Here is a 15263-nt window from a genome sequence, read left to right as displayed (position 1 = left end):
GTAACTCACTCTTTCTAGTCATTTAATTATATTTACTAGAATTAATTAAACATAGTTATTTTTGTAAGTTACACAGATTACTAAACATTACCCCTATTTCACTACATGCATTATAAATTGGCTTTAAATCTGTAACTAGTGATTTTCGATGTTTGTATGAAACATATTTTAAACTATTTCTGATTTGATGAACTATACATAATTGATGTTCAGTTTTAGGATAAACTGATTGTATTGCTTCTGACATGCCTGTTAAGTTGTCACTACAAGCAATAAGAATATCATTTAAGCCACGATTTTTCATTTCTGTGAAATTTGCTAATCAAAATTTAGCGCCTTCATTTTCACTAATTCATAAACCTAAAACATCTTTTTTACCTTCTAAATCAACACCTAAAGCTATATAAACTGATTTGTTAATAATGCGTTTATCTTGTCGTACTTTAACTACTATACAATCAAAATAAACAATGGGATAAATGCCTTCTAATGGTCTATTTTGTCATGCTTTGACATCATCAATCACATCATCAGTAATTTGACTAATAACACTTTCACTAATATCAGCACCATGATATAACTCTTGTAACTGCATTCGGTAATGTTTAGTAATCTGTGTAACTTACAAAAATAACTATGTTTAATTAATTCTAGTAAATATAATTAAATGATTAGAAAGAGTGAGTTACAGATGGCTAAAAAAGATAACTTTAATAATAATGATCCAATATCAAAAGCAGTAGATTTATTATTAGAAAATACTGAAGATTTAACAACAGTTTTTAAAGAAGGGGGTTTATATAAAGAATTAACAAAATGTTTAGTTGAAAAAATGTTGAATTCTGAGATGCAAAATTATTTAGGATATGAAAAAAATCAACATAGTAATAGTTACAATGCTCGTAATGGTATAAGTTCAAAAAAATTAATAACTCAACAAGGTAAAATTGAGATTGATGTACCACGAGAGAGGCTTTTTAGTAATCTGTGTTTCTTTGTTTTGCAAAGTACTAGTTCAGATTAATTCTGTCTTCAAATTTTATCATAAAATGAGCAATTGCTGTATTTCAATTTTGAATGGGCATTGTTCATTTTTTTGTTATATTTTCAATTGCTAAATAAAATATTTTGAAAACTGCCATATCATTTGGAAAAACTTTTTTATTTCTGATGACTTTTCGTAATTGACTATTAACAGATTCAATAGAATTTGTAGTATAAATCACTCTTTTGATTTCTGGAGGATAACTAATAAAAATCATTAAATTATCTCAATTTTTATATCAAGATTTAGCAATTTGAGGATAGTGTTTATTTCATTTACTTTCAAATGATTCTAAAGCTTGCATTGCTTGTTCTTCACTACATGCATTATAAATTGGCTTTAAATCTGTAACTAGTGATTTTCGATGTTTGTATGAAACATATTTTAAACTATTTCTGATTTGATGAACTATACATAATTGATGTTCAGTTTTAGGATAAACTGATTGTATTGCTTCTGACATGCCTGTTAAGTTGTCACTACAAGCAATAAGAATATCATTTAAGCCACGATTTTTCATTTCTGTAAAATTTGCTAATCAAAATTTAGCGCCTTCATTTTCACTAATTCATAAACCTAAAACATCTTTTTTACCTTCTAAATCAACACCTAAAGCTATATAAACTGATTTGTTAATAATGCGTTTATCTTGTCGTACTTTAACTACTATACAATCAAAATAAACAATGGGATAAATGCCTTCTAATGGTCTATTTTGTCATGCTTTGACATCATCAATCACATCATCAGTAATTTGACTAATAACACTTTCACTAATATCAGCACCATGATATAACTCTTGTAACTGCATTCTAATATCTGATAATGTCATACCTTTTGCATATAAGGAAAGAACTTGTTGATCAAAACCATCAAATCTTCTCTGTCTTTTTGGCACTATTACAGGAGTAAAATTACTATTACGATCTCGTGGTACATCAATCTCAATTTTACCTTGTTGAGTTATTAATTTTTTTGAACTTATACCATTACGAGCATTGTCACTATTACTATGTTGATTTTTTTCATATCCTAAATAATTTTGCATCTCAGAATTCAACATTTTTTCAACTAAACGTTTTGTTAATTCTTTATATAAACCCCCTTCTTTAAAAACTGTTGTTAAATCTTCAGTATTTTCTAATAATAAATCTACTGCTTTTGATATTGGATCATTATTATTAAAGTTATCTTTTTTAGCCATCTGTAACTCACTCTTTCTAGTCATTTAATTATATTTACTAGAATTAATTAAACATAGTTATTTTTGTAAGTTACACAGATTACTAAACATTACCCCACGAGATCGTAATAGTAATTTTACTCCTGTAATAGTGCCAAAAAGACAGAGAAGATTTGATGGTTTTGATCAACAAGTTCTTTCCTTATATGCAAAAGGTATGACATTATCAGATATTAGAATGCAGTTACAAGAGTTATATCATGGTGCTGATATTAGTGAAAGTGTTATTAGTCAAATTACTGATGATGTGATTGATGATGTCAAAGCATGACAAAATAGACCATTAGAAGGCATTTATCCCATTGTTTATTTTGATTGTATAGTAGTTAAAGTACGACAAGATAAACGCATTATTAACAAATCAGTTTATATAGCTTTAGGTGTTGATTTAGAAGGTAAAAAAGATGTTTTAGGTTTATGAATTAGTGAAAATGAAGGCGCTAAATTTTGATTAGCAAATTTCACAGAAATGAAAAATCGTGGCTTAAATGATATTCTTATTGCTTGTAGTGACAACTTAACAGGCATGTCAGAAGCAATACAATCAGTTTATCCTAAAACTGAACATCAATTATGTATAGTTCATCAAATCAGAAATAGTTTAAAATATGTTTCATACAAACATCGAAAATCACTAGTTACAGATTTAAAGCCAATTTATAATGCATGTAGTGAAGAACAAGCAATGCAAGCTTTAGAATCATTTGAAAGTAAATGAAATAAACACTATCCTCAAATTGCTAAATCTTGATATAAAAATTGAGATAATTTAATGATTTTTATTAGTTATCCTCCAGAAATCAAAAGAGTGATTTATACTACAAATTCTATTGAATCTGTTAATAGTCAATTACGAAAAGTCATCAGAAATAAAAAAGTTTTTCCAAATGATATGGCAGTTTTCAAAATATTTTATTTAGCAATTGAAAATATAACAAAAAAATGAACAATGCCCATTCAAAATTGAAATACAGCAATTGCTCATTTTATGATAAAATTTGAAGACAGAATTAATCTGAACTAGTACTTTGCAAAACAAAGATACACAGATTACTAAAAAGCCTCCTGCATTCTAATATCTGATAATGTCATACCTTTTGCATATAAGGAAAGAACTTGTTGATCAAAACCATCAAATCTTCTCTGTCTTTTTGGCACTATTACAGGAGTAAAATTACTATTACGATCTCGTGGTACATCAATCTCAATTTTACCTTGTTGAGTTATTAATTTTTTTGAACTTATACCATTACGAGCATTGTCACTATTACTATGTTGATTTTTTTCATATCCTAAATAATTTTGCATCTCAGAATTTAACATTTTTTCAACTAAACGTTTTGTTAATTCTTTATATAAACCCCCTTCTTTAAAAACTGTTGTTAAATCTTCAGTATTTTTTAATAATAAATCTACTGCTTTTGATATTGGATCATTATTATTAAAGTTATCTTTTTTAGCCATCTGTAACTCACTCTTTCTAGTCATTTAATTATATTTACTAGAATTAATTAAACATAGTTATTTTTGTAAGTTACACAGATTACTAAACATTACCTATTTTTGTGAATACTTTTTTTAACTATATAAAATTTTAAATCGTTTGTCGAGCAGCAAATTTGATGCCTTAAAATTGATTTTAAAGATATAAAAAAATAAAATTATACACCACCAATAGCACAAGCACCAGAAGCCATTGTTGTAATACCACCAACAACATTACCAATTATGGGAATAGTATTTAAAGCACCATTAACAATAGTTAATGTGTTTTCACAATTTAAATTTGATTTATTTTCTAGATTTAGAAGTCTGTTGTCAAGTTCATTAACTTGTTTTTTTAAAGTTTCAAAATCTGCTTTGATTCCTTGAATATTTTTGTTTAATTCATCTAACTTTAATTCATGTTCAATTAAAGTTGAAATATAACTTCAATCTCTTATATAACCTTTTATTATTTCTTTTTCTTGTCTTTTTCAATTATATAATGCTTGAGGATTAAATGTTTTAGAATTATTGAATGCTTGTGGTAAAGTAGAATTTCATTCATTTATATGTGCAAATCATTGTTTAACTTTTGAATCATTTGCTATAATATTTGAAATTTCATTAAATTTATCTTGTGTTACATAGGTAAAAGTTGGTTTTGTCAAACCATAAGAATAGGGACTAAAAGTACCAACAATTATTTTTTTTCAAAATAGCCAATAAAGTGTGAGTAATTAGATTTATCCAATAAATAAACTTCTGATAATTTAAAATTATGATATTTTTTCTTTATGGCACTTTTAATTTCGTTATCAACGTTATGATTAATTTTTCCTAAATTAATTTTTATATCTTTATTTCAATCTGGAAAATCATTTTCTAAATTATCAAGACGATTATTTGGATAATATTTCTCATCTTCTGTTATTATTCTTACTGATTCAAAATCAAATCAATTAAATGGTTTTTCATAAAGTACAATTTCTATACGTTCTTTTTTAGAACTATCTGTATATACTTTTTCAATTTTTGAAAAATTATCTCAAATTGTTTTACCTACTTGTTGTATTTCTTTTCATGTTCATGGAAAAATTGCAGTAATTGAAATATCATTAGAATTATATCATTGCATCATATCCTCTTTAAATTTTTCGCCAAGTTCTCATGCAGGATTATCTTTTCAATAATGATAATCAGCTATTATTTCTTCAAAAGTTTTTGGTGTAAATGAACAAGTTACTTTACCTCAACTACCCCTTATTTCGTTTTTACCATTTAATGTTCTTTTTAATCGATTTCTGTGTTTTTCATGACGATGTTTATTCATATTTATTTTGCTATTTGTTGTTGGGTTGTTAATAATAAAATCTGTTTGATTATTACTTGCAAAATTTAATTGTTGATTTACTAAATCTAAACTAGTCGTATTTTTTCTAACTCAATTTTTAATATTTGAATTATCAATTGACTTACCATTAATACCTTGTATTTTATTATTTAAAAGTGGAGCAGTTAATACTCACAATTTAAATCAATAACTTGGACTAAAATATTTCATAATTTTGTTCTCCTTTGAAAGTAAATATTTTTATATTTACTTTCAAAACAAAGCAACTTTTATTTGTTAAATTTTACTTCTTTTTTATTTTTTTTGATAGCTAAATTGTAAAGGTAAGTGCAACTAAATTATTTTTCTATCCAAATATTCGATTGGTGAAAGATAATTTAATATTTTTCTCGGTTTTTGATTTAAAGACAATATAAATTTATGAACTTCATTTTTATTAGTTTTTGAAAAAATAAATTTTTTAGGAAATTTTTCTCTAATTAAACCATTAGTATTTTCATTAGTACCTCTTTGTCAAGGTGAATATGGATTGGCAAAATAAATTTTTACATCTAAATTTTTTTCAAGTTGTTGTCAATTTGAAAATTCTTTGCCACGATCAAAAGTAATAGTTTTAACAATGTTTTTAGGAAGAATTGATAAATAATAACTGACATTTTTATTAATAACTTTAGTAGTTCTGTTTTTAACTAATATTGCTAAAGTAAATCGTGATACTCTTTCAACTAAAGTTATTAAACATGATTTGCTTTTGCCTCTTGATGATACTATAGTATCTCCTTCTCAATGACCAAGTGTTATATGATCATTAACATTTATATCTCGTTCTTTAATTGATTTACCATTAAACTTGCCACGATTTTCTTTAGATTTTCGTTTTTTACCTTTTCTTCTTAAATTTTTACTAGTAACTTTATCAAGCATTCCAAAATAAATTCAAGTATAAATTGTTTTAAAACTAATAACTCACTCTTTATGAAAATTTTTAATTCTGCCATAAATTTGTTCAGGTGATCAACCTAATAGTAATTTTTGTTGTACATATTTTACTAAATTCTTATTTTTAAACTTATGAAAACTAATATGTGATTATTTTCGATTTTCAGCTTTATTTTGTGCAATTAATGAAAAATAATGATTATTATCTTTATTTCTATTAATTTCTCGAATAATAGTACTAATACTTCGATTAAGATTTTTAGCTATTTCACTAATTTTAAATTTAAATTTCAATTGATTCTCAATATAAATCCTTTCATCTATACCAAGATGTTTATAACTCATATAAAAACTCCTTACTTTTTTCTAAACTAAATTTAGCATTATGAAATTTTTATATGAGAATTTTTTGCAATTTTATTTACTTGCACTTACAAGTATAATTCAGCTTTATTTCCAACATAACATTTACCTTTTTTATTTCCAATATTATTTAAAAAAGAAATAGGTAAAACAACATTTTTAAGATAACAAGCATAAAAAATTTTTTTAACATAAAAATCTTGTTGAATATCCATATATAAAACTTCCGCGTTCTAGGTTTTAAAAAACCAATTTTATACATTTTAATAATAAACAAATCTTAACATAAAAAATTATAAAAATAAATAATAAAAGAAAAACGATACTTAATCAAGTTTAACTAAATACTATCATATTTGATTAATAAATATAGAAAATTGATTAGAAGATTTATAATTATATTTCAACTCCTTTTAAATCATTGATGTTTACTCCTATTTTTGATATAAATAATTTGTATTTAAAAATAATACAAATTATTTATTGAAAATAGAAGAATATTATTCTTAAATATTTGGTAGTTTTAAGAACTTTATTCACTAAAATAAAGTTCTTTTGATTTTAGTATACAATTAAATTATACGTTTGAAGAAAGGTTGGTTGATAATGCAATTTTTTAAAAAGAAGCATATAGAACAAAAAACAACAACCATGTTTAAACAATTTTCGCAGCTATCGAAAGAAGAAGTTATCCAACAATTAGATGGTAGTATGTATGGATTAAAAAAGGAAGAAGTAGAAGACAGACTTAAAAAATATGGTAAAAATGTTTTTTCTCATAAACGATTTGTTTGATACAAAAAATTAATGCACAATATTTTTAATCCTTTTATTATTGTTTTAATGATAATAGTTATCTATAATTTTATTAGTTACAGTATTATTGATACTAATACTGATAAAAATGTTGATTTGTACAGTGCTATTATTGTTTTAGTAATGATTATTTTGAGTGTTTTTATATCTTACTTTCAAGATTATCGTTCCTATAAATCTTCAGAAAAATTACGACAATTAATTGAAACAACAGCCAGTGTTTTTCGATTTAGTAATAAAAATAAAAAAATTGATTTTAATGCTTTAAATAGTGTTGCCAATTTTACAAAAGAAGTATTAATTGAAAATTTAGTACCAGGTGATATTATTTTCCTATCTTCTGGTGATATGATTCCTGCTGATGTTCGAATTTTAGTTTCAACCGATCTATTTATTAATCAATCAGCACTAACTGGTGAAACATTTCCTGTTGAAAAACATGCTATTAATACTAAAGATGATAATAAAAAAAGTAGTATCCTAGAATTAGAAAACATATGTTTTATGGGTACTAGTATTGTTTCGGGCGGTGCTATTGCTATTGTTATTGCATCAGGTGTTAATACTTATTTTGGATCAATTGCTAGTGCAGTAACTAGTAAACGTCCTGTTACTAGTTTTAGTAAAGGTATTAAAAAAGTTACCTACATTCTTATTGGTTTTATGTGTGTAATGGTACCATTAATATTTATTATTAATGTAATTACTAAAAATAATATTTTAACAGCGTTAATATTTTCAATATCAGTTGCTGTTGGTATTACCCCCGAAATGCTGCCAATGATTGTTAGTGCTAACTTAGCAAAAGGTGCAATTAGATTATCACATAAAAAAGTAATTGTTAAAAATTTAACTAGTGTTCAAAGTTTTGGTGCAATGGATGTTTTATGCACTGATAAAACCGGTACTTTAACTGAGGATAGAATTGAGTTAGTTAAACACTTAGATCCAGAAGGTGTTGAATCAAACAAAGTTTTAGAAATGGCATATTTAAATAGTTCTTTACAAACTGGATTAAAAAATAATATTGATAAAACAATTGTCCAACACATTAAAGCTCATCATAATAAAATAGTTGAAATGCCCTATCGTAAAATTGATGAAATACCTTTTGATTTTATAAGAAGACGAATGTCAATAGTAGTTTCAAAAGATAAAATTAATAATACTTTAATTTGCAAAGGAGCAGTAGAAGAAATATTAAAAATTTGTACTAAAGTTGAAATTGGAGGGAAAGTAATTACCTTAACTGATAAAATTAAAGAAAATGTTTTAAAATTAAGTACGGAATTAAATAATGATGGTTTACGAGTAATTGCAATTGGCTATCAAGATTTTGCTAGTGACAAAACAGTTTTTAAAATAGAAGATGAATCTAATTTAGTTTTATTAGGATATATAGGTTTTTTAGATGTACCTAAACCTAGTGCTATTAAAGCAATAACAACTCTTAATCAACACGGAATTGATGTTAAAATTTTGACTGGTGATAATGAAATTGTTACTAAAGCAATTTGTAAAAAGGTGGGATTAGAGCCAGGAATTCCTTTATTAGGTAGTGACATTGAAGATATGGATGATCAACATTTACAAGCATTAGTAAATAAAACTACTATTTTTGCGAAAATGGATCCATTACAAAAATCAAGAATTATTGATATTTTAAAGTTAAATGGTCACACTGTTGGCTTTTTAGGTGATGGTATTAATGATGCTGTTGCTTTGCATCACGCTGATGTTGGAATATCTGTTAATAGTGCTACTGATATTGCCAAAGAAGCATCTGATATTATTTTATTAGAAAAAGATTTAGATGTTTTAGAACAAGGAGTGATTAGTGGCAGAAATACTTTTGGTAATATTTTAAAATATATTAAAATTACTATTTCTTCTAATTTTGGTAATTCATTAAGTATTTTAATTGCTTCAATTTGATTACCTTTTTTACCAATGATGGCAATTCAAATTTTACTACAAAATTTATTATATGATATTTCTCAATTAGCAATTCCTTGAGATAGGGTTGATGAAGACTTTATTAAAAAACCACAAAAATGAAATGCAAAAAGTATTTTACCTTTTGCATTCTGGAATGGACCGCTAAGTTCAATATTTGATATAACCACCTTTTTATTTTTAGGATATGGTTTACATATCTTTGCCAATTTTGCTAATGTAGATCCTAATAGTGATGCTGGCATATATCAACAATCATTATTTCATACTGGATGATTTATTTTAGGAGTTACTTCACAAACATTAATTGTACAATTATTACGAACTTCTAAGGTACCTTTTATTCAAAGTATGCCATCTCATCAGTTATTTTTAACAACAATTATAATTACTATTATTGGCATTAGTATTCCATATACACAATTAGGAGCTACTATTGGTTTAACACCAATTCCTTTAATTTTTTATGCTTATTTAGCTGGTGTTGTCATTGTTTATTTCATTGCTAGTCAATTATTAAAAATGATATATATAAAGGTTAATAAACGCTGATTATAAACTAAATTTTAATTTTAAGAAAAATGTATGGATTTTTTTAAAATTATGATACAAATAAATGTAAAACTAAAGAAAGTTTTTGTATTCCTGTTACTTTATTAAAAGTAACAGGAATTTCATATTATAGATAGGAACAGATAAAAGTATGCTAACATTAAATTACCTTATTGATCAATTTCAAAAGAAAAGAATTCAATTTTCTATTATTGAAGATTTTATGAATAATCCAAACATTAGTGATGAGGAAGTTATTAGTTTAGATAATAACAATAGAAATACCCTTCATAATAGTTTTTTATTAGATTTAGATGAAGGAGCAGAAATAGAAGATGAATATAACTATGATCCACATGAAGAAGGTTGAGAAACTTCAAGTGAATTAATAGAATTTACAACTAATAAAATAAAACTTATTAATTGATTAATAAATTTTAAAAAAAATGATAAAAATTTTTTAAATCAACAAGATATTGAAGGAAATTCACCCTTACATTTAGCAATTATGAAACAATATATTGTAGACTGAAAACTTGGAGGAGAGTTTAAAAATATAGCAAAACAACTAATTAATAATTCACAAGTTAATCCCAATTTAGTAAATTTGCAAAATGAAACCCCATTTTGCAAATTATTAATACAAGAGATTAATAAAGCTGATGCATATCCGACAAATGAAGAAATTCGTGAATTAGTTAATGATTTTCAAAATAATTCTCATTTTAATATTAATAGTATTAATAATAAAAATCAAAATCTTTTACATATTATTGCTAAAGAGGGTAATAAAACTGATTTTAGAATTAATTTTGCCATCACTAAAAAAAACTAATTTTTATCAAATAGATGATAATGGTAATATACCTTACGAAATAGCAATCCTAAACAACAATTTTGATATGTTAGAAATAATAGAAAATTGCAAATATTTTGATATTAATACACCTATTGATGAGTTTAATAACACTATATTACATAGAGCAATTAAAAGTAATAATAAAAAAATTATAAGAACACTACTATTAAAAAATGAAAATGGTGATTTAGAAATTAATTTTGATATTAAAAATAAAAATAATGAAAAACCTTTTAAATTTGAAGATATGATAATTGATTGATTACATCAATTACCAAGAAATCAAAATCAAATTGAAATGATGATTATTGATTTCTTAATAACAAATGAATGTAATTATAATAATTACATAACTAGAGAAGGATTAACTTGATGAACTTTAGCTATTAAATATAACTTAAAAGAAGTTACTAATTATTTGGTTAATAGTGTATTAACTGATATTAACAAAATAGATAGTAATCCTTTTAAAAATAAAAATTATCTTTTTGATAATGAGATAAAAGAAGAAGTAGATAGTATGTTAGATGATTTATCATATGTTGATTCAAAAATTATAACATCTATTAAAAAACTTCCAAATTGTCCTAATTTTAATGAATTACAAAAAGATGTTTTAGAACAACGAGTAACTGCTATCCATAATTTCAAAAAATATCAAACTGATCAAAATTTATCTGATAATGAAAAAGCAATTTTTAAGATATACCTAGATGCAATATTAGATGAAGATGATACAAATTGATCAGAAGAAAAGAAAACAGATTTTAATAAAGTAAAAGAATTATTAACAAAAGAAGAAGTTAACAAAGAAAAGCGTAAATTAGAAAATACAGAAAAAAATGATAGCAAAAAAAGAAGAAAGTTATCAATTGCATAACTACTGCTAAAACTTTTCTTAAAAATTAATATTTTAATAAAAATAACTGCAAAATAATAGTAAATAGTTTCCGTATTATTTATAAAAATAGATAAAAATTATTGTAAAGTTAATTAAATTTGTTAATATTGTTACGTTGTATAAATAAAAATATTTTTATTTTTCAAAATATATATTAATTTTCTTTATTATATTAGATTTAAGGGAGTAAAAAGAAATGAAAAAAATACAAATAATAACAATATTATTATTTATTTTAACTATTTTACTTATAATTTCTGGTTTAATTCTCATAGATTTTTGTGATTATCATTCTCATATGCGTAATCAAACAACGTTAAAGTTTGAAAATATAGAAAGAAATGGATTTCAAATATTAGCTACAACCAGCATATATCATATTTTAGAATATTCACCAAAATACGTATGTTATATAAGTCAAAATATTGGAAATTATTATAATTGAGTAGAATTACAAATTGGAGTTATTTTCTGTATAATTTTAGTACCAACTTTATTTTATGTAATTACTTTATTAATTTTTACTAATATTTGTTTAAAAATAAAAAATAAAAGAAATAACAATTTTTGAGATGCAATCGAAAATTGTGAAATAATTAACAATTACTATATTCATTAAAATTTAATAATTTATATTTATTATTTTTTACTATTATTATTTTTCTACATTTCAATAATGTTAAATGTTATTATATTTATATAGTTTAAAATGATATATAGGTGATATAAATGAAATTAAAAATAAAAAATATTGGTCCTTTTAATGATACTTCTTTAAATATTGGCGATATTACTATTATTGCTGGTGTTAATGACACTGGTAAAAGTTACTTAAGTAGGTTAGTTTTTGCAATGGTAAAAATTGCTACTAGTGATATTAAGTCAGAAATAATTAAGAATTTTTTTAACTTTGCTGAAGATAATTTTACACAAATTGAAAATACTGGTAGTAATTTTCTTGAAACAAATTTTAATAGTAGTGAAAAAGAAAGTGCTTTATTTAAAGAAATTGAATCTATTTATAATAATATTAATTTAAATAATAAAACATTTATACAAAAATGAATAACAAATTTTAATTATAAAATTGAAAAATTTAATAATTTTTGAATTAATTTATTAACAGACTATCATCAATTGCTAAAAATAAATGATGATTTAATTACCAAAACATTACAAAGAATTGAATTAGATACTAATAAAGATAGTTACAAAATTAAAATTATTAAATATACAATTAATATTATTAATAATGATATTTTACAAACCTTAGAATTATTTAATAATAAAGATACTGATATCATTTCATATTTAATGGCTAATATTCTTCGTGAAAACTTTCATGGTGAAAACTTAAGAAATAAAAAATATAATAATAAAGATAGTTATTTAAAACTTAGTTTAGACAATAACAAAAGTTTAACAATTAATATTAATGAAAATAATAAATTTTCTTTAAAACATGAGTTTAATTACTTAGAAAATATTATTGAAAACCCAATAATTGATGCTACTTATATTAGTGATACTGACCAAATTTTAAATTTAATGATTGAAGAAAGTCTTAGTAAAAAACAATCATCATATATGTTAGAGAGTGAAAAATTAAAATTATCATTAAATAACATTTTCAAATTTAAAAAGTGTCACTACTTAGATGATTTTAAAAATAAAATTAATATTCAAAAAAATATTGAACAGTATAGTAATTTGAAATTAGTATTAATTAAACAAAAAATTAATCAAGAACTTGAAAACTATTTTGGTAATGAAAATAAAATTAACTTTGAAAATGGTAGTTTAACTAAGAATGGTATTACTATTAAACTTGCTAACTCCTCACGTGGATTAAAAATTATTGAATCATTTAAAGAAATGGTTAAAAGTGACTTTTTTAAAGAAGGTAACTTAGTAATTATTAATGAACCTGAAGCCTATATTCATCCAGAATGACAATATTTATTTACTAAACTATTATTAAATATTGCTAAAATAATTAATTTTAAATTAATTATTTCAACACATAGTCCATATATTCTTGAAACAATAACTTCACTAGCAAGTCGTGACTTTAAAAACTTAAATTTTAAATATAATTTTATTAACAAAGATAAAAATTTTGATTCTTGTATAATTGAAGAGAATAGTTTAGATCACATTAATGAAGCTTTAAGTTATCCATATAGGGAGTTAGACGAATATGAATTTAAATGAGACATTAAAAAATAATGGGCGGTTGTCAAAGGACGTATGAGATTAACCCTTAGAATTATTAGTAACATTAACAATATAACTGCAAATTCTATGATTTGTTTATTAAATTATACCATAAATTTTAAAAATGTTAAAAAATATAATTACAAAATTACATTTAAATAACACAAAAATTCTAATCTTAAAATTAGTTTTGGTAATGTTTAGTAATCTGTGTAACTTACAAAAATAACTATGTTTAATTAATTCTAGTAAATATAATTAAATGACTAGAAAGAGTGAGTTACAGATGGCTAAAAAAGATAACTTTAATAATAATGATCCAATATCAAAAGCAGTAGATTTATTATTAGAAAATACTGAAGATTTAACAACAGTTTTTAAAGAAGGGGGTTTATATAAAGAATTAACAAAACGTTTAGTTGAAAAAATGTTGAATTCTGAGATGCAAAATTATTTAGGATATGAAAAAAATCAACATAGTAATAGTGACAATGCTCGTAATGGTATAAGTTCAAAAAAATTAATAACTCAACAAGGTAAAATTGAGATTGATGTACCACGAGATCGTAATAGTAATTTTACTCCTGTAATAGTGCCAAAAAGACAGAGAAGATTTGATGGTTTTGATCAACAAGTTCTTTCCTTATATGCAAAAGGTATGACATTATCAGATATTAGAATGCAGTTACAAGAGTTATATCATGGTGCTGATATTAGTGAAAGTGTTATTAGTCAAATTACTGATGATGTGATTGATGATGTCAAAGCATGACAAAATAGACCATTAGAAGGCATTTATCCCATTGTTTATTTTGATTGTATAGTAGTTAAAGTACGACAAGATAAACGCATTATTAACAAATCAGTTTATATAGCTTTAGGTGTTGATTTAGAAGGTAAAAAAGATGTTTTAGGTTTATGAATTAGTGAAAATGAAGGCGCTAAATTTTGATTAGCAAAAATTTCACAGAAATGAAAAATCGTGGCTTAAATGATATTCTTATTGCTTGTAGTGACAACTTAACAGGCATGTCAGAAGCAATACAATCAGTTTATCCTAAAACTAAACATCAATTATGTATAGTTCATCAAATCAGAAATAGTTTAAAATATGTTTCATACAAACATCGAAAATCACTAGTTACAGATTTAAAACCAATTTATAATGCATGTAGTGAAGAACAAGCAATGCAAGCTTTAGAATCATTTGAAAGTAAATGAAATAAACACTATCCTCAAATTGCTAAATCTTGATATAAAAATTGAGATAATTTAATGATTTTTATTAGTTATCCTCCAGAAATCAAAAGAGTGATTTATACTACAAATTCTATTGAATCTGTTAATAGTCAATTACGAAAAGTCATCAGAAATAAAAAAGTTTTTCCAAATGATATGGCAGTTTTTAAAATATTTTATTTAGCAATTGAAAATATAACAAAAAAATGAACAATGCCCATTCAAAATTGAAATACAGCAATTGCTCATTTTATGATAAAATTTGAAGACAGAATTAATCTGAACTAGTACTTTGCA

11 protein-coding genes and 5 pseudogenes are annotated in these 15263 nt (G+C 23.7%); 8 read left to right on the top strand and 8 right to left on the bottom strand.

All coding sequences use genetic code 4. The annotated features are described in order from the left end of the window. Positions 1 to 97 precede the first annotated feature (97 nt). Positions 98 to 598 (bottom strand): annotated as a pseudogene (locus AACK95_RS04420) (IS256 family transposase); the annotation flags it as partial. A 93-nt stretch (positions 599 to 691) separates the two neighbouring features. Between AACK95_RS04420 and AACK95_RS04415 the strand changes: the two are divergent. Further along, a pseudogene (locus tag AACK95_RS04415) lies at positions 692 to 973 on the top strand (transposase); the annotation flags it as partial. A 37-nt stretch (positions 974 to 1010) separates the two neighbouring features. On the opposite strand, the gene AACK95_RS04410 reads toward AACK95_RS04415, so the two are convergent. After that, on the bottom strand, positions 1011 to 2249 hold the full coding sequence (locus AACK95_RS04410; protein WP_338980932.1) for an IS256 family transposase: 1239 nt from the start codon (positions 2247 to 2249) through the stop codon (positions 1011 to 1013). 94 nt (positions 2250 to 2343) lie between these two features. Between AACK95_RS04410 and AACK95_RS04405 the strand changes: the two are divergent. Continuing rightward, a pseudogene (locus AACK95_RS04405) lies at positions 2344 to 3312 on the top strand (IS256 family transposase); the annotation flags it as partial. A gap of 41 nt (positions 3313 to 3353) precedes the next feature. Here the strand turns inward: AACK95_RS04405 and AACK95_RS04400 are convergent. From AACK95_RS04400 to AACK95_RS04375, 6 genes and pseudogenes are all read right to left on the bottom strand, one after another. After that, a pseudogene (locus AACK95_RS04400) lies at positions 3354 to 3752 on the bottom strand (transposase); the annotation flags it as partial. 197 nt (positions 3753 to 3949) lie between these two features. Next, positions 3950 to 4441 (bottom strand): hypothetical protein, encoded by a 492-nt coding sequence (locus tag AACK95_RS04395; RefSeq protein WP_338979559.1) that lies wholly within the window; start codon positions 4439 to 4441, stop codon positions 3950 to 3952. A gap of 32 nt (positions 4442 to 4473) precedes the next feature. Next, positions 4474 to 5334: a hypothetical protein gene (locus tag AACK95_RS04390; protein ID WP_338979557.1), complete on the bottom strand. Its 861-nt coding sequence runs from the start codon at positions 5332 to 5334 to the stop codon at positions 4474 to 4476. Between the two features lie 123 nt (positions 5335 to 5457). After that, positions 5458 to 6126 carry an IS30 family transposase gene (locus AACK95_RS04385; protein WP_338981014.1) on the bottom strand — a complete coding sequence of 223 codons (669 nt, stop codon included), beginning with the start codon at positions 6124 to 6126 and terminating at the stop codon, positions 5458 to 5460. Positions 6127 to 6213: 87 nt separating this feature from the next. Continuing rightward, positions 6214 to 6408, bottom strand: a complete 195-nt coding sequence (locus AACK95_RS04380) for a helix-turn-helix domain-containing protein (RefSeq protein ID WP_338979555.1) — start codon at positions 6406 to 6408, stop codon at positions 6214 to 6216. A gap of 86 nt (positions 6409 to 6494) precedes the next feature. Then, complete coding sequence (locus AACK95_RS04375) at positions 6495 to 6641, bottom strand: hypothetical protein (protein ID WP_338979553.1); 147 nt, start codon at positions 6639 to 6641, stop codon at positions 6495 to 6497. Positions 6642 to 7032: 391 nt separating this feature from the next. Between AACK95_RS04375 and mgtA the strand changes: the two genes are divergently transcribed. The 6 genes and pseudogenes from mgtA to AACK95_RS04345 all read left to right on the top strand — a co-directional run bounded on the left by mgtA (position 7033) and on the right by AACK95_RS04345 (position 15254). Continuing rightward, complete coding sequence (gene mgtA / locus AACK95_RS04370; protein WP_338979551.1) at positions 7033 to 9756, top strand: magnesium-translocating P-type ATPase; 2724 nt, start codon at positions 7033 to 7035, stop codon at positions 9754 to 9756. 145 nt (positions 9757 to 9901) lie between these two features. Further along, positions 9902 to 10585 carry a hypothetical protein gene (locus AACK95_RS04365; RefSeq protein WP_338979549.1) on the top strand — a complete coding sequence of 228 codons (684 nt, stop codon included), beginning with the start codon at positions 9902 to 9904 and terminating at the stop codon, positions 10583 to 10585. Further along, positions 10563 to 11489, top strand: coding sequence for a hypothetical protein (locus AACK95_RS04360; RefSeq protein ID WP_338979547.1), 927 nt, complete (start codon positions 10563 to 10565; stop codon positions 11487 to 11489). Before AACK95_RS04365 ends, AACK95_RS04360 begins: the two co-directional genes overlap by 23 nt. A 217-nt stretch (positions 11490 to 11706) precedes the next feature. After that, a complete protein-coding gene (locus tag AACK95_RS04355; RefSeq protein WP_338979546.1) occupies positions 11707 to 12129 on the top strand; it encodes a hypothetical protein in 423 nt (140 codons plus the stop codon). Positions 12130 to 12239: 110 nt separating this feature from the next. Beyond that, a complete protein-coding gene (locus tag AACK95_RS04350) occupies positions 12240 to 13739 on the top strand; it encodes an AAA family ATPase (RefSeq protein ID WP_338979545.1) in 1500 nt (499 codons plus the stop codon). A 274-nt stretch (positions 13740 to 14013) separates the two neighbouring features. Next, a pseudogene (locus AACK95_RS04345) lies at positions 14014 to 15254 on the top strand (IS256 family transposase). Positions 15255 to 15263 lie beyond the last annotated feature (9 nt).

The organism is Spiroplasma endosymbiont of Lasioglossum malachurum (assembly GCF_964020065.1).
Classification (GTDB): domain Bacteria; phylum Bacillota_I; class Bacilli_A; order Mycoplasmatales; family VBWQ01; genus Spiroplasma_E.
The sequence above is the reverse complement of the archived record's forward strand: the minus strand, read 5'-3'. Positions and strand labels throughout refer to the sequence as shown.